Source organism: Streptomyces beihaiensis (genome assembly GCF_026274175.1).
Taxonomy (GTDB): domain Bacteria; phylum Actinomycetota; class Actinomycetes; order Streptomycetales; family Streptomycetaceae; genus Streptomyces; species Streptomyces beihaiensis.
Map to the genome: position 1 here is coordinate 1 of NZ_JAPHNL010000017.1, position 20676 is coordinate 20676.

Consider the following 20676-nt stretch of genomic DNA (forward strand, 5'->3'; position numbering starts at 1 on the left):
CGATCGCAAGGCGGAGGGTCGCCCCGATACTGGGCGTATCGGGGCGAGCCCGACAACGCCGCGAGCGTGCGTGCCAGACGCCGCCGGGCAGACGGGACTTTCGAAACACGCCCTGGGCCCCGCGTCCCGGGGGAGCGCGGGGCCCGGTGCGAGCGGGGTGGGGCCTACGCGACCGCCGGCGGGTACAGATCGTGCGGCAGCTGCGACGCCGCGGCCGCGTCGAGCAGCCACAGGGTGCGCGAACGGCCGTACACGCCCGCCGCCGGGGCCTGGATCTCGCCCGCCCCCGACAGCGCGATCGCCGCGGCGTTCGCCTTGTCCTCGCCGGCCGCGAGCAGCCACACCTCGCGTGCGGCGCGGATCGCCGGGAGCGTGAGCGTGACCCGGGTGGGCGGCGGCTTGGGCGCGCCGTGCACGCCGACGACCGTACGCTCCGTCTCCCGCACCGCGGGCAGCTCGGGGAAGAGCGAGGCGACGTGGGTGTCCGGCCCGACGCCGAGCATCAGGACGTCGAACGTCGGCACCGGGCCATGGTCCTCGGGCCCGGCAGCCGCCGCGAGCTCGGCCGCGTACGCCTCGGCGGCGGCGTCGGCCTTGGCCCCGTTGGACCCGTCGGACGCGGGCATCGGGTGGACGCGCGCCGGGTCCAGCGGCACCGCGTCGAGCAGCGCCTCCTTCGCCTGCGTGTAGTTGCGCTCGGGGTCACCCTCCGGCAGGAACCGCTCGTCGCCCCACCACAGGTCGAGCCGAGCCCAGTCGACCGCGTCGCGGGCGGGGGAAGCGGCGAGGGCCGCCAGCAGGCCGTTGCCGTTGCGCCCGCCGGTGAGCACGACCGAGGCGGAGCCACGGGCGGACTGGGCGTCGACGATCCTGGTGATGAGCCGGGCCGCGGCCGCCCGTGCCATCAGTTCCTTGTCGCGGTGGACGACGAGTTGGGGTGCTGCGGTCACAGTTCTGCGCTCACTTCGTCGCTGTCCTCTTGGCCGGGGACTTCTTGGCGGGGGTCTTCTTGGCCGGAGCCCTCTTGGCCGGGTCCTTCTTGGCGGCGGCCGTCTTCTTCGGGGAGCCGGTCTTCTTCGCGGGCGCCGCCCCGCCCTCCGGCGGCACGGTCGTCTGCTCCGCCGGTTCCCCGAGCCGTTCCACGCCGAACCTCAGCGCCGACGCGTACGTGTCGTCCGGGTCGAGGCGGCGCAGCTCCTCCGCGATCAGCTCGGACGTCTCGCGCCGCTTGAGCGCGACCGCCCGGTCCGGCTGGTCGTTGATGGAGAGCGTGGCCAGGGTGCCGTCGGCCCGGTCGAGGACGATCGGGCCGCAGGTGGACTGCATCCGGACCCCGGTCAGGCCAGGCCCCGCCGACAGGCTGCGCCTGACCGGCACGTCGAGCCGGTCCGCGAGCCACATCGCGAGGAGCTCGCAGCTCGGGTTGAACTCCTCGCCCTCCACCTCGACCGAGGTGACGTCGCAGGTCACCTGGTCGAGCGCGGCGGCCAGCATGGAGCGCCACGGCGTGATCCGGGTCCACGCCAGGTCCGTGTCGCCCGGCGCGTAGGCCGCCGAGCGTGCCTCCAGCTCCTGGATCGGCTGTTCGGCGGCGTACGTGTCGGTGACCCGGCGCTGGGCGAGCGCGCCCAGCGGGTCGTTCGCCGGGTCGAGCGGCGCGTCCACCGGCCACCACACCACGGTCGGAGCGTCCGGGAGCAGCAGCGGCAGGACGACCGACTGGGCGTGGTGGATCACTTCGCCGTACAGGCGCAGGACGATCGTCTCGCCGGTTCCGGCGTCGGCCCCGACCCGCACCTCGGCGTCGAGCCTGGACCTGGTGCGGTCGCGCGGCGTGCGGGAGACGCGCTTGATGACGACGAGGGTGCGCGAGGGGTGCTCGTGCGACGCCTGGTTGGCCGCCTTCAGGGCGTCGTAGGCGTTCTCCTCGTCGGTCACGATGACGAGGGTCAGCACCATCCCGACGGCCGGTGAGCCGATGGTCCTGCGGCCCTGCACGAGGGCCTTGTTGATCTTGCTTGCCGTGGTGTCGGTCAGGTCGATCCTCATGGCCTGCGCCAGCTCCGTCCGTCTCGTGCGAGCATCTCGTCCGCCTCGGCGGGCCCCCACGTGCCGGACGGGTACTGGGCGGGCTTGCCGTGCGTGTCCCAGTACGTCTCGATCGGGTCGAGGATGTTCCAGGAAAGCTCGACCTCCTCCGTGCGCGGGAAGAGGTTCGCGTCGCCGAGCAGGACGTCCAGGATCAGCCGCTCGTAGGCCTCGGGGCTCGACTCCGTGAAGGACTCGCCGTACGCGAAGTCCATCGACACGTCCCGGATCTCCATCGACGTGCCCGGCACCTTCGAGCCGAAACGGACCGTGACCCCCTCGTCGGGCTGGACGCGGATCACGATCGCGTTCTGGCCCAGCTCCTCGGTCGCCGTGTGGTCGAAGGGGGAGTGGGGCGCGCGCTGGAAGACGACGGCGATCTCGGTCACCCGTCGTCCGAGCCGCTTGCCGGTGCGCAGATAGAAGGGGACTCCCGCCCAGCGGCGGTTGTCGATCCCCAGCTTGATCGCCGCGTACGTGTCGGTCGTCGAGCCGGGGTCGATGCCGTCTTCCTGGAGGTAGCCGACGGCCTTCTCGCCGCCCTGCCACCCGGCCGCGTACTGGCCGCGCACCGTGGCCAGGCCCAGGTCCTTGGGCAGCTTGACCGCGCCGAGCACCTTGGCCTTCTCGGCGACGAGCGCGTCCGCGTCGAAGGAGGCGGGCTCCTCCATCGCGGTCAGCGCGAGCAGCTGGAGCAGGTGGTTCTGGATGACATCGCGGGCGGCGCCGATCCCGTCGTAGTAGCCGGCCCGCCCGCCGATGCCGATGTCCTCGGCCATCGTGATCTGCACGTGGTCGACGTAGGACCGGTTCCAGATCGGCTCGAACATCTGGTTGGCGAAGCGCAGCGCCAGAATGTTCTGCACCGTCTCCTTGCCGAGGTAGTGGTCGATCCGGAACACCTGGTCCGGCGCGAACACCTCGTGCACGATCGCGTTCAGCTCCCGTGCCGAGGCGAGATCGTGGCCGAAGGGCTTCTCGATGACGGCGCGTCGCCAGGAGCCGTCCGGCGCGTCCGCCAGACCGAACTTCTTGAGCTGCTGCACGACCTGCGGGAAGAACTTGGGCGGCACGGAGAGGTAGAACGCGAAGTTGCCGCCCGTGCCCTGCGACTTGTCGAGATCCTGGATCGTCGACTTCAGGGTCGCGAACGCGTCGTCGTCGTCGAAGTTGCCCTGGACGAACCGCATGCCCTGGACGAGCTGCTGCCAGACCTCCTCGCGAAACGGCGTCCGCGCGTGCTGCTTGACCGCGTCGTGGACCTCCTGCGCGAAGTCCTCGTCCTGCCACTCACGGCGGGCGAACCCGATCAGTGAGAAGCCCGGGGGCAGCAGGCCCCGGTTGGCGAGGTCGTACACGGCGGGCATCAGCTTCTTGCGGGACAGGTCTCCCGTGACGCCGAAAATGACCAGACCCGACGGCCCCGCGATACGCGGGAGCCGTCGGTCCGCGGCGTCACGGAGCGGATTGCTGTTCGCTCCGTGTGCGGTCAAAGGGATCAGCCCTCCGAAGGGGCGAGGCGCGTCAGCTCCGCCTCGGTCGACTTGAGCAGGTCGTTCCAGGACGCCTCGAACTTCTGCACGCCCTCGTCCTCGAGCAGCTGCACGACCTCGTCGTAGGAGATCCCCAGCTTCTCGACGCCGTCGAGGTCGGCGCGGGCCTGCTCGTACGTGCCCGCGATCGTGTTGCCGCTGATCTCGCCGTGGTCGGCGGTGGCCTCCAAGGTGGCCTCCGGCATGGTGTTGACCGTGCCGGGCGCGACCAGGTCGTCGACGTAGAGAGTGTCCTTGTACGCCTTGTCCTTCACGCCGGTCGAGGCCCACAGCGGACGCTGCTTGTTGGCCTGCGCCCTGTCGAGCGCGGCCCAGCGCTCGGAGCCGAAGACCTCCTCGTACGCCTGGTAGGCCAGGCGGGCGTTGGCGAGGGCGGCCTTGCCGCGCAGCGCCTTGGCCTCGTCGGTGCCCAGCTTGTCGATGCGCTTGTCGACCTCGGTGTCCACACGGGACACGAAGAACGACGCCACCGAGTGGATCTTGGACAGGTCGAGGCCCTTGGCCTTGGCCTTCTCCAGACCGGCCAGGTAGGCGTCCATCACCTCGCGGTAGCGCTCGAGCGAGAAGATCAGCGTGACGTTGACGCTGATGCCGTTGCCGATCGTCTCGGTGATGGCCGGCAGGCCCGCCTTGGTCGCCGGGATCTTGATCAGCGTGTTCGGGCGGTCGACCAGCCAGGCCAGCTGCCGGGCCTCGGCGACGGTGGCCCTGGTGTTGTGGGCCAGCCGCGGGTCGACCTCGATCGACACCCGGCCGTCCTGACCGTCCGTCGCGTCGAAGACCGGGCGCAGGATGTCGGCGGCGTCACGGACGTCCGCCGTCGTGATCATGCGGATGGCCTCTTCGACGGTGACCTTGCGGGCGGCGAGGTCGGCGAGCTGCTGCTCGTACCCGTCACCCGACGAGATCGCCTTCTGGAAGATCGACGGGTTCGTGGTGACGCCCACGACGTGCTGCTGGTCGATCAGCTCGGCGAGGTTGCCGGACGTGATCCGCTTGCGCGACAGGTCGTCCAGCCAGATCGCGACGCCTTCATCGGAGAGGCGCTTGAGTGCGTCTGTCATGGAAATTGCATCTCCTACGTGTCGTATGGGGGCGTCAGCTGCGGGCGTCCGCGAGGGACTCTCGCGCCTTGGCCGCGACGTTCTCGGCGGTGAAGCCGAACTCGCGGAAGAGGACCTTGCCGTCGGCGGAAGCACCGAAGTGTTCGAGGGAGACGATGCGGCCCGCGTCGCCGACCCACTTGTGCCAGGTCAGACCGACCCCCGCCTCGACGGCGACGCGCGCCCTCACGGCCGGGGGCAGCACGCTGTCCCGGTACCCCTGGTCCTGCTCCTCGAACCACTCCACGCACGGCATCGACACGACGCGTGTGGCGACGCCCTCGGCCTCGAGGGCCTCGCGCGCGGCGACGGCGACGTGCACCTCGGAGCCGGTGGCGATCAGGATCAGGTCCGGGGTCGCCTTGGACGCCTCGGTGTGGACGTAGCCGCCCTTGACCGTGTCCTCGTTGGGCTCGTACGTCGGCACGCCCTGACGGGTCAGGGACAGGCCGTGCGGCTTGGAGACGCCGAACTGCTTCTTGCCGCGCTTGAGGATCTCGCGCCAGGCGATGGCCGTCTCGTTGGCGTCGGCGGGGCGCACGACGTTGAGGCCGGGGATGGCGCGCAGCGAGGCGAGGTGTTCGACGGGCTGGTGGGTGGGGCCGTCCTCGCCCAGGCCGATCGAGTCGTGCGTCCACACGTAGGTGACCGGCAGCGACATCAGGGCCGACAGGCGTACCGCGTTGCGCATGTAGTCGGAGAACACCAGGAAGGTGCCGCCGTAGATGCGGGTGTGGCCGTGCAGCGCGATGCCGTTCATCTCCGCGGCCATCGAGTGCTCGCGGATGCCGAAGTGGATGGTGCGGCCGTACGGGTCGGCCTCCGGCAGCGGGTTGTCGGCCGGCAGGAACGACGACGTCTTGTCGATCGTCGTGTTGTTCGAGCCCGCCAGGTCGGCGGAGCCGCCCCACAGCTCCGGGATGACCGGGCCGAGCGCCTGGAGCACCTTGCCGGACGCGGCGCGGGTGGCCAGTGCCTTGTCGGTGTCGAAGACCGGGAGCTTCTCCTCCCAGCCGGCCGGCAGCTCGCCCGCCTGGATGCGGTCGAACTCGGCGGCGCGCTCCGGGTTGTTGGTGCGCCACTCCTGGAAGGACTTCTCCCACTCGGCCCTGGCCTGCGCGCCGCGCTCCAGCGCCTTGCGGGTGTGGTTGATGACCTCGTCGGAGACGTCGAAGGACTTGGCCGGGTCGAAGCCGAGCACGCGCTTGGTGGCGGCCACCTCGTCGTCGCCGAGCGCCGAGCCGTGCGCGGCCTCGGTGTTCTGCGCGTTCGGGGCGGGCCAGGCGATGATCGAGCGCATGGCGATGAACGACGGCTTGTCCGTGACCTTCTTGGCCTCCTCGATCGCGGTGAAGATCGCCGCGTGGTCGAGGTCGCCGTCCGCCTTGGGCTCGACGCGCTGCACGTGCCAGCCGTAGGCCTCGTAGCGCTTGCAGACGTCCTCGGAGACGGCCGTCTCGGTGTCGCCCTCGATCGAGATGTGGTTGTCGTCCCACATCAGGACCAGGTTCCCGAGCTTCTGGTGGCCCGCGAGCGAGGACGCCTCGCCGGAGATGCCCTCCTGCAGGCAGCCGTCACCGGCGATCGCGTAGACGTAGTGATCGAACGGGGAGGCGCCCGGCGCGGCCTCGGGGTCGAACAGACCGCGCTCGTAGCGGGCGGCCATCGCCATGCCCACCGCGTTGGCCACGCCCTGGCCCAGCGGGCCCGTCGTGGTCTCCACGCCCGTGGTGTGGCCGTACTCCGGGTGACCGGGCGTCTTCGAACCCCAGGTGCGAAACGCCTTGAGGTCGTCCAGCTCCAGGCCGAACCCGGCCAGGTAGAGCTGGATGTAGAGGGTCAGGGACGAGTGCCCCGCGGACAGCACGAAACGGTCGCGCCCGACCCAGTCGGCGTCCGCCGGGTCGTGCCGCATCACCTTCTGGAAGAGGGTGTACGCGGCGGGGGCCAGGCTCATCGCCGTACCGGGATGGCCGTTGCCGACCTTCTGTACGGCGTCGGCGGCCAGGACGCGGACGGTGTCGACTGCCCGCTGATCCACTTCGGTCCACTCGAGGTCTGTGGTGGTCGGCTTGGTGCTCACCCTGAGTCAGGGCTCCTCTCCACATGTCGAATGCCGGCGCTGTCTTCTCCCACCGGCCGATGTCGAGCCTACCCTTGCCAGGGCGCGCGTTTTTTCGAGTGATTACAGACTGCCGGGACTCTTGGAAATCCGCCTCCCGACAGGGATCCGGGCCCTTTGTCAGGTGAACGCGAAGCCGCTCAGATGGGGGCTCGGCGAGGGCTTCGACGGGAGTGCGGACGGCCGCGCTCAGGGAGACCTCGCCCGGGGTGCCGAAAGGTCGTCCCAACACGACCCACCCCCGCGAAGGGCCAGGTATGGGCAACGTCTACAGTGGCGTGGTACGCGCGAGCCCTTACCGGGATTTCACATCACGTGATCCGCATCGGGGGGTTCGCTGGAGTCTCTGTCAGGGGTGTGCGTGACGGCCGTCGAATCCCGTCCGGCGGGAGCAATTGAGGCGAGCAGCACGGGCAGCAGCCGGGGGCAGCGGCCTTTCGGGGCCCGTCTCAAGGCGTTCGTGGCGCTGACCAAGCCGCGGATCATCGAGCTTCTGCTCATCACCACGGTTCCGGTGATGTTCCTCGCTCAGCGAGGCGTGCCCGATCTGCGGCTCGTCCTGGTCACCTGCGTGGGCGGCTACCTCTCCGCGGGCGGCGCCAACGCCCTGAACATGTGGTACGACCGCGACATCGACGCGCTGATGGACCGTACGTCGCAGCGGCCGCTGGTCACCGGCATGGTCAGCCCGAACGAGTGCCTGGTCTTCGGCATCTCGCTCGCGGTCGTCTCCACGCTCCTGTTCGGCTTCACGGTCAACTGGCTGTCGGCCTGGCTGGCCCTCGGCGCCCTTCTCTTCTACGTCGTCGGCTACACGATGATCCTCAAGCGGCGCACCGCGCAGAACATCGTGTGGGGCGGTATCGCGGGCTGTCTGCCCGTCCTGATCGGCTGGTCCTCGGTCACCGACTCGATGTCGTGGGCGCCGGTCGTCCTCTTCCTCGTCATGTTCTTCTGGACGCCTCCGCACTACTGGCCGCTGTCCATGAGGGTCAAGGAGGACTACGCGCGCGTGGGCGTGCCGATGCTCCCGGTCGTCGCCTCCAACAAGGTGGTGGCCCGGCAGATCGTCGTCTACAGCTGGGTGATGGTCGCCGTCTCGCTGCTGCTCACCCCGCTCGGCTACACCGGCTGGTTCTACACGCTGGTCGCACTGCTCGCGGGCGGCTTCTGGCTCTGGGAGGCGCACGGCCTGCAGAACCGGGCCAAGGCCGAGGTCACCGGCGCCAAGCTCAAGGAGATGCGGCTGTTCCACTGGTCCATCACGTATGTCTCGGTGCTCTTCCTCGCCGTGGCGATCGACCCGTTCCTCAGCTGACAGCCGACAGCTGACCCTGACTGTTCTCTCACCGAGTGGGGCGCGTGGCCCAGGCCACGCGCCCCACTTGTCGCTTGTTCGGCTACTCGTCGGTAGCATCCTGTTCATGGCAGAGACTCAGACGGTTGAGACGTCCGGCCGGGCGTCAAGGGACGAGCACCGGGCGGCCAAGCTGGCCAAGCAGATCGGTGCCTTCGCCAAGGCGCACGGCGGCGCCGAGGGACAACTCGCGTACATCGGCGAGCACGGCACCCGCATCGTCCTCGTCGGCGAGGACGGCGGCTGGGGCGACCTGGTCGCCAGGACGTACGAGATCGCGCAGAAGGCCGTGGAGAAGGCCGGGATCACCGTCCACGAGGACTTCGACGGCGACTTCGCCGCCAAGGTCGAGACCGGCCCCTACGAGTGGAAGCGCATGGCGGGCATCCAGCTCGGCGGCTGAGCCGGCCGGACCTCGGAATCGGCTTTTTGTGCGGGCAGGTGTTGTCGCAACACCTGTCGCGCGTTCACCCGTTAGGACTGTAGGAGCACGGTCCTAGGCGGGGAGCGCCGGATGATCGAAACGCCGTCCCTGGTGGACCAGTACTGCCACGGGGTGCTGCGTACGGAGCTGGGCCTCGGCACGTTCGAGGCCCACCTCGGCCGGGGCGAGGGACCACCAGCCCCCGGCACCACCTTCTTCGACACCCAGACCGGCTTCGCGGTGCGCCGCTGGTGCCCGCCGCTGCTCGGCCTGGAACCGCACTGCCCGCCCGCCCGCTATCTGGCCAGACGGCGCGAGCTAGGCGTCCTGGAAGCGGGCCGCCGGCTCCTTCGCGGCAGCGGCATCACCACCTACCTCGTCGACACGGGCCTGCCCGGCGACCTGACCGGCCCGGCGGAGATGGCTTCGGCGGGTGAGGCCGACGCCCACGAGATCGTCCGTCTGGAACTCCTGGCCGAACAGGTCGCGGACACCTCCGGCACGGTCGACTCCTTCCTCGCCAACCTCGCCGAGTCGGTGCACGCCGCCGCCGCGAGCGCGGTCGCCTTCACCTCGGTCGCGGGCGTACGCCACGGACTCGCGCTCGCCCCGCAGCCGCCCGGCCCCGGCGAGGTGCGCGGCGCGGCGGGGCGCTGGCTGGCCGGGCGCACGGTCGGCGGGGCGCTGACCGACCCGGTGCTCCTGCGCCACCTGCTGTGGATCGCCGTGGCCTCGGGGCGGCCGCTGCAACTGCACGCCGGGCTCGGCGAACCGGGACTTCGCACGGACCGCACCGACCCGGTGCTGCTCGCCGACTTCGCCCGCGCCACGGCGGGCATCGGCACCGACCTGGTCCTGCTGCACGGCTACCCCTACCACCGGCACGCCGCACACCTGGCGGGGGCCTTCGCACACGTCTACGCGGACCTGGGACCGGCCCTCGCCCGCACCGGCGCGCGGGCCGCGGCGGTGTTGGCGGAGATCCTGGAGCTGGCGCCGTTCGGGAAGCTGCTGTTCTCCAGCGGGGCCCGCGGCCTGCCCGAGCTGCACGTGGTCGGGGCCAGGCTGTTCCGGGAGGCGCTGGGCCGGGTCCTCGGCGGCTGGGTGGTGGAGGGCGCGTGGTCGTGCGGGGACGCGCAGCGGGTCGCCGGGATGATCGCGGAGGGGACGGCGCGGCGGGTGTACGGGCTTGACGCCTGAGGCCGCGCCGCCGCCGGACAGCGTCAGACGGTGGACAGTTCCGTGTCCGTCTGGGACGGCAGCCCCACCGCGGCCCGCGGGCGCTCCCGCAGGGACAGCAGCACCCGCATCACCGCGACCCACATCAGGGCCGAGCCGAGCATGTGCACGCCCACCAGCCCCTCGGGCAGCTGCGTGAAGTACTGGATGTAGCCCACCGTCCCTTGCAGGAGCAGCACGACGAACAGCTCGCGCGTGCGCAGCAGCGGCCCGCGCGGTGCGTCGACCGCCTTGAGGATGAACCACAGGGCGAAGGTCAGCGTCACCACGATCCAGGCCAGGACGGCGTGCAGCTTGGCGACCGTCTCCCAGTCGATCGGCATGCGCTCGACCTCACTGGAGTCGCCCGCGTGCGGGCCCGCGCCGGTCACGACGGTACCGACGACGAGCAGCAGGACGGACGCGGCGACCAGGAACCACACCAGCTGCTTGACCGCGGGGCCGACCAGGGGGCGCGGTGCCGCGTCGCCCTCCTTGGTGCGCTGCCACATCACGACGGCGACCGTGAGCAGTGCCGTGGTGAGCAGGTAGTGCGCCGCGACCGTGTACGGGTTGAGGCCGACCAGGACGACGATGCCGCCGAGCACCGCGTTGCCCATCACGATCCAGAACTGGGCCCAGCCGAGCCGGGTCAGCGTGCGCCGCCACGGCTTCTGCGAGCGGGCGGCGACGATCGCCCAGCCGACCGCCGCGCACAGCACGTACGTGAGCATGCGGTTGCCGAACTCGATGGCTCCGTGGAAGCCCATCGCGCTGGTCGCGGTCAGCGACTGGTCGGTGCACTTGGGCCAGGTCGGGCAGCCGAGCCCCGAGCTGGTCAGGCGCACCGCGCCGCCGGTGACGACGATGATCACCGTCATGACGACGGCGGAGAGCGCCGCGCGCTGGACGGTCCGCTGGGTCGGCGTCCAGCGTTCGGCGATGAAGGCGAGCGGATTGCGCACCGCTCGGGCGGCGTCGGCGCGGGTCACGTTTGGCACGGGCCCATCGTAGGACGCGGCTTGTGCGCGGCTTCACGAGGGGGACGTAACGGGGCCATATGTGACGGGCGTTACGCGCCGTGTCTCCTCGCCGGGGGCCGTCACTCCCAGCGGAAGAACCGCCCCGCCGCCCCGAGCCCCACCACGGCCCACGCCGCGAGGATCCCCAGGTCGCCCCACGGCATCGCGGCACCGTGCTGCAGCACGTCCCGGAGGCCGTCCGAGAGGGCTGAGATCGGCAGCAGCCCGAGCACGGACTGGACGCCGCCCGGGAACTTGTCGAGCGGCACGATGACGCCGCCGCCGACCAGCAGGAGCAGGAAGACCAGGTTGGCCGCGGCGAGCGTGGCCTCCGCCTTGAGCGTTCCCGCCATGAGCAGCCCGAGCCCGGAGAAGGCGGCCGTGCCCAGAACCAGCAGGAGCACCACGGCGGCCGGGTTGCCGTGCGGCGACCAGCCGAGCGCGTACGCGATGACGGTGAGCAAGGCGACCTGCAGCACCTCGGTCACGAGCACGGAGAGGGTCTTGGCGCTCATCAGGCCCCAGCGCGGCAGGGGCGACGCGGCCAGCCGCTTGAGCACGCCGTAGCGGCGCTCGAAGCCCGTCGCGATGGCCTGGCCGGTGAACGCCGTCGACATCACGGCGAGCGCCAGGATGCCGGGGGCGAGAAAGTCGACGGCCTTGCCGGAGCCCGTGTCGACGATGTCCACGGACGAGAACAGCACCAGCAGCAGCGTCGGGATGACGACCGTGAGCAGCAGCTGTTCGCCGTTGCGCAGCAGCATCTTCGTCTCGAGCGCGGCCTGCGCGGCGATCATGCGGGGGAGCGGCGCGGCCCCCGGGTTCGGTGCGTACGTGCCGGCGCTCATCGGCGCGACTCCTTGCCGGTCGGTTCGAGGCTGTGTCTCTCGGGGGGCGGCCCCCGGCCCCCCGGCCGGTGAGGCCGGGTCACTCGCGCTCATCCGCGCAGCTCCCGCCCGGTCAGTTCGAGGAAGACGTCTTCCAGCGTGTGCCGCTCGACCGAGATGCGGTCCGGCATCACGCCGTGCTGGGCGCACCACGAGGTGACGGTCGCGAGCAGCTGCGGGTCGACCTTGCCGCTCACCCGGTACGAGCCCGGAGTGAGCTCGGCGGCGGCCGCGTCCGCGGGCAGCGCCTTGAGCAGGGAGGCCACGTCGAGTCCGGGGCGGCCGGTGAAGCGCAGCGTGTTCTCGGCGCCACCGCGGCACAGCTGCTCCGGGGAGCCCTGCGCGATGACCTTGCCCGCGTCGACGATCGCCACGTCGTCGGCGAGCTCCTCGGCCTCGTCCATGTGGTGCGTGGTGAGGATCACCGAGACACCGTCCGCCCTCAGGTCCCTGACCAGGTCCCACGTGGCACGGCGGGCCTGCGGGTCGAGCCCGGCGGTCGGTTCGTCGAGGAAGACGAGTTCGGGCCGCCCGACGACGGCCATGGCGAGCGCGAGCCGCTGCTGCTGTCCGCCGGACAGGCGCCGGTAGGAGGTGCGGCCGCAGCTGCCGAGGCCGAGCCGCTCGATGAGGGCGTCGACGTCCAGCGGGTGCGCGTGCAGTCTGGCCACGTGGCGGAGCATCTCGTCGGCGCGGGCGCCGGAGTAGACGCCGCCGGACTGCAGCATGACGCCGATGCGCGGGCGCAGCGCGGCGGCCTCGGTCACGGGGTCGAGGCCGAGGACGCGGACGGTGCCGGAGTCGGGCCGCCGGTAGCCCTCGCAGGTCTCGATGGTGGTCGTCTTGCCCGCGCCGTTGGGGCCGAGGACGGCCGTGATGCCGGGGGAGGCCACCAGGTCGAGGCCGTCGACCGCGGTCTTGCCTCCCCTGCTGCCCCCGTATCGCTTCACCAGGTCGGTGACGTGGACGACAGGCTCGGTTCGCATGGTGGGCAAGTCTAAGGACGGGGCCCGGGTGCGGGGAGGGCGGGGCGGCGGTCCCACCAGAGGTGGCCGAATCCGGCTCGCCGGGCCGGCGCCGGGAACCCGTTGGACGGCTGGGGCTGTCGCTGACGGGGAAGGCCCTCGCGGCGTTCCTCTTCCGCGCCCGGCCGAAGGCCGGCTGTTGCGGCGTGCGCTGCTCCGCGACTTCCCGGTCCGCCCGGCGGTCCGCCGCCGGGCGGCTACGGCCGGTTGGCGGGCAGCCACTCGCGCGCGTACGCGACGGCCTGCGCCACCGGGAACAGGCGCGCCTCGGCGGCCCCCACCCGGCCCCGTACGACATCGGTCTCCCGCTCGAAGTCCGCGCCCAGTTCGTCGAAGCGGTCCGGTGTGATCGCCACCTCGGTGACGTGCTCCCACCCCGCGGGCCCCGGCCGTCCGGCGTCCTCCAGGCGGCCGGGGACGCGGTACTCGGCCAGGTGGAAGCTGGTGCACGCGTCGTATCCGGCGCCCAGGAGCAGGACACGCGCGCCGAGCTCCTCCAGGCGGGCCAGTGGGCTCTGCTCGCCCAGGCGGCAATCGCGCGCGTGCCCGGCGGTGACGACACGCGCGCGGGGGCCGAGCGCCGCGAACGATGTCTGCGGGTGGGCGCTGCGCAGGGCGCCGGGCCAGGTGCGCACCGTCTCCGGGACCACGCCGACGCCCCGGCTCGGCGTGGTCGCGGGGTCGTACGCGGGCATGGTCGCGCGCACCGTCGGCCACCAGCCGGGCGGCACCGGCGGATCGCTCCACAGGGCCGGGTCGGTGAGATCGCCCGAGTGCGCGGGCACCACGAGCGTGCCCGCCTCGCCGAGCGCGTCGAGCAGGGCCCGTACGACGGCGACCGGGCCGCCGTTCACCCAGCCGAGACCGCTCAGCGACGTATGGACGAGGAGGGTCTCGCCGGGCCGGACGCCCAGGGCGCGCAGGTCCGTCGCGAGCGACACGCGCGTGACGAGAGGACCGGTCGGCAGAGGAGCGGGCATGGGCCAGAGTCTTCCCGCAGAGCCGTTCGGCCGCCACGCAATTTCGTTCCGGTGCTCTTCCGGGTGCTGCGCCTCCTCCTGCCGCACCCGCTTTGACCTCGGGACTTCTGATCGATCAAAGATCGTTTGCGCAGGTCACGGCACCTGTGCACTTAGGTTCGCCTAAGTGACGCACCGCACCGCGCGGTGATCACCAGCGCGCTTGTCAGCCCCTGAGGAATTACGCAACAATGGCGTTGTGAAAAACGTTGGCGAGGCTCGGGAGACCCCCGCGGGGGCCCCGCAGGAAGAGCTGGCGACCGGTGAGCGATCGACGCGGAACCGGGTCGCGCGCTCCATCCTGGACCACGGCCCCTCCACGGTGGCCGACCTCGCCGGGCGCCTCGGCCTCACCCAGGCCGCGGTGCGCCGCCACCTCGATGCCCTGGTCGCCGACGACGTCGTCGAGCCGAGGAAGCAGCGGGTCTACGGCACGCGCACCCGCGGCCGACCCGCCAAGGTGTTCGCGCTGACCGACTGCGGCCGGGACGCCTTCGACCAGTCCTACGACAAGCTGGCCGCCGAGGCGCTGCGCTGGATCCGCGAGCAGTCCGGCGGCGACGAGGCGCTCGTCGCCTTCGCCCGCTCCCGCATCGCCACCCAGGCCGGTCCCTACCGGGCGGCCGTCGAGGCGGCGCGCCCCGAGGAGCGCGCGCAGGCGCTGGCCAAGGCGCTGAGCGCGGACGGGTACGCTGCTACGGCGCGCAGCGCGCCCCTCCCGCACCAGGGTGAGCAGCTCTGTCAGCACCACTGCCCGGTCGCCCACGTCGCCGAGCAGTTCCCGCAGCTGTGCGAGGCCGAGACGGAAATGTTCTCGCAGCTGCTCGGCACGCACGTACAGCGGCTCGCCACCATCGCCCACGGCGACGGCGTCTGCACGACGTTCATCCCCAAGAACGCACCCAAGACCACCGATAACGCATCTGCAAGCACGGCCGGGAGGAACCCCGCATGACTCTCCCCATCGAGGAGACTGCCCACCCTGAGCTCGAGGGCCTGGGCAAGTACGAATACGGCTGGGCGGACTCCGACGAGGCCGGTGCCGCAGCGAAGCGCGGTCTGAGCGAGGCCGTCGTCCGCGACATCTCCGGCAAGAAGTCGGAGCCGGAGTGGATGACCAAGCTGCGCCTCAAGGGCCTCAAGCTCTTCGAGAAGAAGCCCATGCCGAACTGGGGCTCCGACCTGTCGGGCATCGACTTCGACAACATCAAGTACTTCGTGCGCTCCACCGAGCAGCAGGCGGAGTCCTGGGAGGACCTGCCCGAGGACATCAAGAACACGTACGACAAGCTCGGTATCCCGGAGGCGGAGAAGCAGCGCCTGGTCGCCGGTGTCGCCGCCCAGTACGAGTCCGAGGTCGTCTACCACCAGATCCGCGAGGACCTGGAGGAGCAGGGCGTCATCTTCCTCGACACCGACACCGCCCTGAAGGAGCACCCGGAGCTCTTCAAGGAGTACTTCGGCACCGTCATCCCCGCCGGTGACAACAAGTTCGCCGCGCTGAACACCGCCGTGTGGTCCGGCGGCTCGTTCATCTACGTGCCGAAGGGCGTGCACGTCGAGATCCCGCTCCAGGCCTACTTCCGTATCAACACGGAGAACATGGGCCAGTTCGAGCGGACGCTGATCATCGTCGACGAGGACGCCTACGTCCACTACGTCGAGGGCTGCACCGCCCCGATCTACAAGTCGGACTCGCTGCACAGCGCCGTCGTGGAGATCATCGTCAAGAAGGGCGCCCGCTGCCGCTACACGACCATCCAGAACTGGTCGAACAACGTCTACAACCTGGTCACCAAGCGCGCGGTGGCCTACGAGGGCGCGACCATGGAGTGGGTCGACGGCAACATCGGCTCCAAGGTCACCATGAAGTACCCGGCCGTCTACCTGATGGGCGAGCACGCCAAGGGCGAGACCCTGTCCATCGCCTTCGCGGGCGAGGGCCAGCACCAGGACGCCGGCGCCAAGATGGTCCACATGGCGCCGAACACGTCGTCCAACATCGTCTCGAAGTCCGTGGCGCGCGGCGGCGGCCGCACCTCCTACCGCGGCCTCATCGAGATCGGCGAGGGCGCCCCCGGCGCCAAGTCCAACGTGCTCTGCGACGCCCTGCTCGTCGACCAGATCTCCCGCTCCGACACGTACCCGTACGTGGACGTCCGCGAGGACGACGTGTCCATGGGCCACGAGGCGACGGTCTCCAAGGTCTCCGAGGACCAGCTCTTCTACCTGATGAGCCGCGGTCTGTCGGAGGACGAGGCCATGGCGATGATCGTGCGCGGCTTCGTCGAGCCGATCGCCAAGGAGCTGCCCATGGAGTACGCGCTCGAGCTCAACCGGCTGATCGAGCTCCAGATGGAAGGCGCGGTGGGCTGACCCCGCAGCGGCCCTCTCCGTCACGCCACTCACGTAACGAAAGCGAGCACTACGACAGCCATGGCTGAGGCTCAGAACATCCCCGTGGGCTCCACCACCGCGGGCTCCATCGCGGTCGCCGCCGAGTCGACCGTCGCCACCCGTATGAGCGCACCCCCCTCCTACGACGTCGCGGACTTCCCGGTCCCGCACGGCCGCGAGGAGGAGTGGCGGTTCACGCCGCTGGAGCGGCTGCGCGGCCTGCACGACGGCACCGCCACCGCGACCGGCGACGGCGTGAAGGTCGACGTCGAGGCCCCCGAGGGCGTCACCGTCGAACTGGTCGACCGCGACGATCCCCGCGTCGGCAGGGCCGGCAAGCCCGTCGACCGCATCGCCGCCCAGGCGTACTCGGCGTTCGAGAAGGCGTCCGTCGTGTCGGTGCCCAAGGACACGCAGCCGGCCGAGCCGATCCGCATCCGCGTGCACGGCGAGGGCGGCGTCGCCTACGGCCACCAGGTCATCGAGCTGGGCGCCTTCGCCGAGGCCGTCGTCGTCATCGACCACACCGGTGACGCCGTGCTCGCCGCCGGCGTCGACTACCTGCTCGGCGACGGCGCGAAGCTCACCGTCGTCTCCGTCCAGGACTGGGACGACAAGGCCGTCCACGTGGCGCAGCACAACGCGCTGGTGGGCCGCGACGCCTCCTTCAAGTCGGTCGTCGTCACCTTCGGCGGTGACGTCGTCCGCCTGCACCCGCGCGTGCGGTACGCGGCCACCGGCGGTGAGGCGGAGCTGTTCGGCCTGTACTTCACCGACGCGGGCCAGCACCAGGAGCACCGTCTCCTGGTCGACCACAACACGCCGCACTGCAAGTCCAACGTCGTCTACAAGGGCGCGCTGCAGGGCGACGACGCGCACGCCGTGTGGATCGGCGACGTCCTCATCGAGGCCGCCGCCGAGGGCACCGACACCTACGAGATGAACCGCAACCTGGTTCTGACCGACGGCGCCCGCGTGGACTCGGTGCCGAACCTGGAGATCGAGACCGGCGAGATCGTCGGTGCCGGCCACGCCTCCGCGACCGGCCGCTTCGACGACGAGCAGCTCTTCTACCTGATGGCCCGCGGCATCCCGGAGCACGAGGCGCGCCGCCTCGTCGTCCGAGGCTTCTTCGCCGAACTGGTCCAGCAGATCGGTGTCCCGGACATCGAGGAGCGGCTCATCGCGAAGATCGAGGAGGAGCTGGAGGCGTCGGTCGCATGAGCGCCGCCTTCGTCCGCGCCTGCGCGCTGAGCGAGCTGGAGGCCGACACCCCCAAGCGGGTGGAGATCGACGGCACGCCCGTCTCCGTCGTGAGCACCGAGGGCGAGGTGTTCGCCATCCACGACATCTGCTCGCACGCCAACGTCTCGCTCTCCGAGGGCGAGGTGGAGGACTGCCAGATCGAGTGCTGGCTGCACGGCTCCAGCTTCGACCTGCGCACCGGCAAGCCGTCAGGACTGCCCGCCACCCGCCCCGTGCCCGTATACCCCGTGAAGATCGAAGGGGGCGATGTTCTCGTGGACGTCTCCGCCTCCCTCACCCAGGAGAACTGAAGTCCCCATGGCAACGCTTGAAATCAAGGACCTGCACGTCACCGTCGAGGCCGACAACGCCACGAAGGAGATCCTCAAGGGCGTCGACCTCACCGTGAAGCAGGGCGAGACGCACGCCATCATGGGCCCCAACGGCTCCGGCAAGTCGACCCTCGCCTACTCCCTCGCGGGTCACCCCAAGTACACGATCACCGGCGGCTCCGTCACCCTCGACGGCGAGGACGTCCTGGAGATGTCCGTCGACGAGCGCGCCCGCGCGGGCGTCTTCCTCGCCATGCAGTACCCGGTCGAGGTCCCGGGTGTGTCGGTGAGCAACTTCCTGCGCACCTCGGCCACGGCCGTGCGCGGCGAGGCGCCCAAGCTGCGCACCTGGGTGAAGGAGGTCAAGGAGACCATGGAGCGCCTCTCCATGGACCCGTCCTTCGCCGAGCGCAACGTCAACGAGGGCTTCTCCGGCGGTGAGAAGAAGCGCCACGAGATCCTCCAGCTCGAACTGCTCAAGCCGAAGATCGCGATCCTCGACGAGACCGACTCGGGCCTGGACGTCGACGCGCTGCGCATCGTGTCGGAGGGCGTCAACCGCGTCCGCGAGACGGGCGAGGTCGGCACCCTGCTGATCACGCACTACACGCGGATCCTGCGCTACATCAAGCCCGACTTCGTCCACGTCTTCTCCGGGGGCCGCATCGTCGAGTCCGGCGGCGCCGAGCTCGCCGACAAGCTGGAGAACGAGGGTTACGAGGCATACACGAAGCCGGTGACCCCGTGAGCGGAGCGAACCCGAAGGAGACAGTCGCGTGACACAGCTGCCGGGCCTCCTCGACACCGAGGCGATCCGCAAGGACTTCCCGATCCTCGACCGGGTGCTCCACGACGGCAAGAAACTCGTGTACCTGGACAACGCGGCGACCAGCCAGACGCCGCGCCAGGTCCTCGACGTCCTGAACGAGTACTACGAGCAGCACAACGCCAACGTCCACCGCGGCGTGCACGTGCTGGCCGAGGAGGCCACGGCGCTGTACGAGGGCGCGCGCGACAAGGTCGCCGCGTTCATCAACGCGCCCAGCCGCGACGAGGTCGTCTTCACGAAGAACGCCTCGGAGTCGCTCAACCTCGTGGCCAACATGCTCGGCTGGGCCGACGAGCCGTACAAGGTCGATCACGAGACGGAGATCGTGATCACCGAGATGGAGCACCACTCCAACATCGTCCCCTGGCAGCTGCTCGCGCAGCGCACGGGCGCGAAGCTGAAGTGGTTCGGCCTGACCGACGACGGCCGCCTCGACCTGACGAACATCGACGAGATCATCACCGAGAAGACGAAGATCGTCTCCTTCGTGCTCGTCTCGAACATCCTCGGCACCCACAACCCGGTCGAGGCCATAGTGCGCCGCGCCCAGGAGGTCGGCGCCCTGGTCTGCGTCGACGCCTCGCAGGCCGCCCCGCACATGCCGCTTGACGTGCAGGCGCTCCAGGCCGACTTCGTGGCCTTCACCGGCCACAAGATGTGCGGCCCGACCGGCATCGGCGTGCTCTGGGGCCGTCAGGAACTCCTGGAGGACCTGCCTCCGTTCCTCGGCGGCGGCGAGATGATCGAGACCGTGTCGATGCACTCGTCGACGTACGCTCCCGCCCCCCACAAGTTCGAGGCCGGCACGCCGCCGATCTCGCAGGCCGTGGGCCTGGGCGCCGCGATCGACTACATCAGCGCGATCGGCATGGACAAGATCCTCCGCCACGAGCAGGCGCTCACCGAGTACGCGGTCAAGCGGCTGCAGGAGGTCCCGGACCTCAGGATCATCGGCCCCGCCACGGCCGAGGACCGGGCCGCCGCGATCTCCTTCACGCTCGGTGACATCCACCCGCACGACGTGGGCCAGGTCCTCGACGAGCAGGGCATCGCGGTCCGGGTCGGCCACCACTGCGCGCGGCCGGTCTGCCTGCGGTACGGAATTCCCGCGACCACGCGGGCGTCGTTCTATCTGTACTCCACGCCCGGCGAGATCGACGCTCTGGTCGACGGCCTGGAGCACGTACGGAACTTCTTCGGCTGAGGGGACGGGCGAGCGACCGCATGAAGCTGGATTCGATGTACCAGGACGTCATCCTGGACCACTACAAGCACCCGCACGGGCGCGGTCTGCGCGAGGGCGACGCCGAGGTGCACCACGTCAATCCGACGTGCGGCGACGAGATCACGCTGCGCGTCAAGTACGACGGCACGACCATCGAGGACGTCAGCTACGAGGGCCAGGGCTGCTCCATCAGCCAGGCGTCGGCCTCCGTGCTGAACGAACTCCTGGTCGGCAAGGACCTGTCCGACGCGACGAAGGTCCAGGAGACGTTCCTGGAGCTGATGCAGTCCAAGGGGCAGATCGAGCCGGACGACGCGATGGAGGAGCTCTTGGAGGACGCCGTCGCGTTCGCCGGGGTCTCCAAGTACCCGGCCCGAGTCAAGTGCGCCCTCCTGAGCTGGATGGCGTGGAAGGACGCGACGGCCAAGGCCCTCGCGGAGGAGGCGAAGACCGCATGACCGAGCCCGCAGAGAACACGGCTGTCGAGACGAAGCCGGCCTCCGAGGAGGAGGTCCGTGAGGCGCTGTACGACGTCGTCGACCCCGAGCTGGGCATCGACGTCGTCAACCTCGGCCTGATCTACGGCATCCACATCGACGACGCGAACATCGCGACGATCGACATGACGCTGACGTCGGCGGCCTGCCCGCTCACCGACGTCATCGAGGACCAGGCCAAGTCCGCCACCGACGGCATCGTCAACGAGCTCCGGATCAACTGGGTCTGGATGCCGCCGTGGGGCCCCGACAAGATCACGGACGACGGCCGCGAGCAGCTTCGCGCGCTGGGCTTCAACGTCTGAGCGTCTGACGTACGTACGACCGGGCGGC

General features: G+C 70.4%; 20 protein-coding genes. 11 read left to right on the forward strand and 9 right to left on the reverse strand.

Annotated features, from left to right (window positions below):
• Positions 1 to 164 precede the first annotated feature (164 nt).
• Genes pgl through tkt form a run of 5 tightly spaced genes read right to left on the reverse strand, consistent with a single transcriptional unit; the run spans position 165 to position 6827 of the window.
• The gene (pgl, locus tag OFY01_RS02900) at positions 165 to 950 is read right to left on the reverse strand and encodes a 6-phosphogluconolactonase (RefSeq protein ID WP_266595984.1); all 786 of its coding nucleotides are present in this window, start codon (positions 948 to 950) and stop codon (positions 165 to 167) included.
• Between the two features lie 10 nt (positions 951 to 960).
• Entirely contained in the window at positions 961 to 2049 is a 1089-nt protein-coding gene (gene opcA / locus OFY01_RS02905; protein ID WP_266595985.1) for a glucose-6-phosphate dehydrogenase assembly protein OpcA, read from the reverse strand.
• Complete coding sequence (zwf, locus tag OFY01_RS02910; protein ID WP_266595987.1) at positions 2046 to 3581, reverse strand: glucose-6-phosphate dehydrogenase; 1536 nt, start codon at positions 3579 to 3581, stop codon at positions 2046 to 2048. The genes opcA and zwf overlap by 4 nt, the downstream gene beginning before the upstream one ends.
• Before the next feature lie 5 nt (positions 3582 to 3586).
• The gene (tal, locus tag OFY01_RS02915; protein WP_266595989.1) at positions 3587 to 4705 is read right to left on the reverse strand and encodes a transaldolase; all 1119 of its coding nucleotides are present in this window, start codon (positions 4703 to 4705) and stop codon (positions 3587 to 3589) included.
• 34 nt (positions 4706 to 4739) lie between these two features.
• Positions 4740 to 6827 carry a transketolase gene (gene tkt / locus OFY01_RS02920; protein ID WP_266595991.1) on the reverse strand — a complete coding sequence of 696 codons (2088 nt, stop codon included), beginning with the start codon at positions 6825 to 6827 and terminating at the stop codon, positions 4740 to 4742.
• 394 nt (positions 6828 to 7221) lie between these two features.
• On the opposite strand from tkt, the gene OFY01_RS02925 reads away from it, so the two are divergent.
• From OFY01_RS02925 to OFY01_RS02935, 3 genes are all read left to right on the forward strand, one after another.
• Positions 7222 to 8184 (forward strand): heme o synthase, encoded by a 963-nt coding sequence (locus tag OFY01_RS02925; protein WP_266595993.1) that lies wholly within the window; start codon positions 7222 to 7224, stop codon positions 8182 to 8184.
• Positions 8185 to 8290: 106 nt separating this feature from the next.
• Positions 8291 to 8626 (forward strand): hypothetical protein, encoded by a 336-nt coding sequence (locus OFY01_RS02930; RefSeq protein ID WP_266595995.1) that lies wholly within the window; start codon positions 8291 to 8293, stop codon positions 8624 to 8626.
• A gap of 111 nt (positions 8627 to 8737) precedes the next feature.
• On the forward strand, positions 8738 to 9847 hold the full coding sequence (locus OFY01_RS02935) for an amidohydrolase family protein (RefSeq protein WP_266595997.1): 1110 nt from the start codon (positions 8738 to 8740) through the stop codon (positions 9845 to 9847).
• Between the two features lie 23 nt (positions 9848 to 9870).
• Here the strand turns inward: OFY01_RS02935 and OFY01_RS02940 are convergent, their stop codons facing one another.
• From OFY01_RS02940 to OFY01_RS02955, 4 genes are all read right to left on the reverse strand, one after another.
• The gene (locus OFY01_RS02940; protein WP_266595999.1) at positions 9871 to 10866 is read right to left on the reverse strand and encodes a COX15/CtaA family protein; all 996 of its coding nucleotides are present in this window, start codon (positions 10864 to 10866) and stop codon (positions 9871 to 9873) included.
• Between the two features lie 101 nt (positions 10867 to 10967).
• The gene (locus OFY01_RS02945) at positions 10968 to 11735 is read right to left on the reverse strand and encodes an ABC transporter permease (RefSeq protein ID WP_266596000.1); all 768 of its coding nucleotides are present in this window, start codon (positions 11733 to 11735) and stop codon (positions 10968 to 10970) included.
• Positions 11736 to 11824: 89 nt separating this feature from the next.
• Positions 11825 to 12760, reverse strand: a complete 936-nt coding sequence (locus OFY01_RS02950; protein WP_266596002.1) for an ABC transporter ATP-binding protein — start codon at positions 12758 to 12760, stop codon at positions 11825 to 11827.
• Positions 12761 to 12996: 236 nt separating this feature from the next.
• Positions 12997 to 13779 (reverse strand): aminoglycoside N(3)-acetyltransferase, encoded by a 783-nt coding sequence (locus OFY01_RS02955; RefSeq protein ID WP_266596004.1) that lies wholly within the window; start codon positions 13777 to 13779, stop codon positions 12997 to 12999.
• Positions 13780 to 14017: 238 nt separating this feature from the next.
• On the opposite strand from OFY01_RS02955, the gene OFY01_RS02960 reads away from it, so the two are divergent.
• From OFY01_RS02960 to OFY01_RS02995, 8 genes are read left to right on the forward strand one after another with little or no spacing between them, the layout of a single operon-like run.
• A complete protein-coding gene (locus tag OFY01_RS02960) occupies positions 14018 to 14773 on the forward strand; it encodes a helix-turn-helix transcriptional regulator (protein ID WP_266596006.1) in 756 nt (251 codons plus the stop codon).
• Positions 14770 to 16194, forward strand: coding sequence for a Fe-S cluster assembly protein SufB (sufB, locus tag OFY01_RS02965; RefSeq protein WP_266596007.1), 1425 nt, complete (start codon positions 14770 to 14772; stop codon positions 16192 to 16194). Before OFY01_RS02960 ends, sufB begins: the two co-directional genes overlap by 4 nt.
• A gap of 60 nt (positions 16195 to 16254) precedes the next feature.
• Positions 16255 to 17439, forward strand: coding sequence for a Fe-S cluster assembly protein SufD (gene sufD, locus OFY01_RS02970; RefSeq protein ID WP_266596008.1), 1185 nt, complete (start codon positions 16255 to 16257; stop codon positions 17437 to 17439).
• The gene (locus OFY01_RS02975) at positions 17436 to 17771 is read left to right on the forward strand and encodes a non-heme iron oxygenase ferredoxin subunit (protein ID WP_266596010.1); all 336 of its coding nucleotides are present in this window, start codon (positions 17436 to 17438) and stop codon (positions 17769 to 17771) included. The genes sufD and OFY01_RS02975 overlap by 4 nt, the downstream gene beginning before the upstream one ends.
• Before the next feature lie 7 nt (positions 17772 to 17778).
• Positions 17779 to 18540, forward strand: a complete 762-nt coding sequence (sufC, locus tag OFY01_RS02980) for a Fe-S cluster assembly ATPase SufC (RefSeq protein WP_266596012.1) — start codon at positions 17779 to 17781, stop codon at positions 18538 to 18540.
• Between the two features lie 28 nt (positions 18541 to 18568).
• Positions 18569 to 19825: a cysteine desulfurase gene (locus OFY01_RS02985; RefSeq protein WP_266596014.1), complete on the forward strand. Its 1257-nt coding sequence runs from the start codon at positions 18569 to 18571 to the stop codon at positions 19823 to 19825.
• Between the two features lie 20 nt (positions 19826 to 19845).
• Positions 19846 to 20304, forward strand: coding sequence for a Fe-S cluster assembly sulfur transfer protein SufU (gene sufU, locus OFY01_RS02990; RefSeq protein WP_266596016.1), 459 nt, complete (start codon positions 19846 to 19848; stop codon positions 20302 to 20304).
• The gene (locus OFY01_RS02995) at positions 20301 to 20648 is read left to right on the forward strand and encodes a metal-sulfur cluster assembly factor (RefSeq protein ID WP_266596018.1); all 348 of its coding nucleotides are present in this window, start codon (positions 20301 to 20303) and stop codon (positions 20646 to 20648) included. Before sufU ends, OFY01_RS02995 begins: the two co-directional genes overlap by 4 nt.
• The last annotated feature ends 28 nt before the right edge of the window (positions 20649 to 20676 follow it).

Bases quoted from the DNA above. Each gene is read 5' to 3' on its own strand.
- OFY01_RS02945 (WP_266596000.1), bottom strand. From the start codon at position 11,735: ATGAGCGCCGGCACGTACGCACCGAACCCGGGGGCCGCGCCGCTCCCC.
- sufC (WP_266596012.1), top strand. From the start codon at position 17,779: ATGGCAACGCTTGAAATCAAGGACCTGCACGTCACCGTCGAGGCCGAC.
- sufB (WP_266596007.1), top strand. From the start codon at position 14,770: ATGACTCTCCCCATCGAGGAGACTGCCCACCCTGAGCTCGAGGGCCTG.
- sufD (WP_266596008.1), top strand. From the start codon at position 16,255: ATGGCTGAGGCTCAGAACATCCCCGTGGGCTCCACCACCGCGGGCTCC.
- OFY01_RS02935 (WP_266595997.1), top strand. From the start codon at position 8,738: ATGATCGAAACGCCGTCCCTGGTGGACCAGTACTGCCACGGGGTGCTG.
- OFY01_RS02950 (WP_266596002.1), bottom strand. From the start codon at position 12,760: ATGCGAACCGAGCCTGTCGTCCACGTCACCGACCTGGTGAAGCGATAC.
- sufU (WP_266596016.1), top strand. From the start codon at position 19,846: ATGAAGCTGGATTCGATGTACCAGGACGTCATCCTGGACCACTACAAG.
- OFY01_RS02955 (WP_266596004.1), bottom strand. From the start codon at position 13,779: ATGCCCGCTCCTCTGCCGACCGGTCCTCTCGTCACGCGCGTGTCGCTC.
- OFY01_RS02930 (WP_266595995.1), top strand. From the start codon at position 8,291: ATGGCAGAGACTCAGACGGTTGAGACGTCCGGCCGGGCGTCAAGGGAC.
- tal (WP_266595989.1), bottom strand. From the start codon at position 4,705: ATGACAGACGCACTCAAGCGCCTCTCCGATGAAGGCGTCGCGATCTGG.
- OFY01_RS02995 (WP_266596018.1), top strand. From the start codon at position 20,301: ATGACCGAGCCCGCAGAGAACACGGCTGTCGAGACGAAGCCGGCCTCC.
- OFY01_RS02975 (WP_266596010.1), top strand. From the start codon at position 17,436: ATGAGCGCCGCCTTCGTCCGCGCCTGCGCGCTGAGCGAGCTGGAGGCC.
- opcA (WP_266595985.1), bottom strand. From the start codon at position 2,049: ATGAGGATCGACCTGACCGACACCACGGCAAGCAAGATCAACAAGGCC.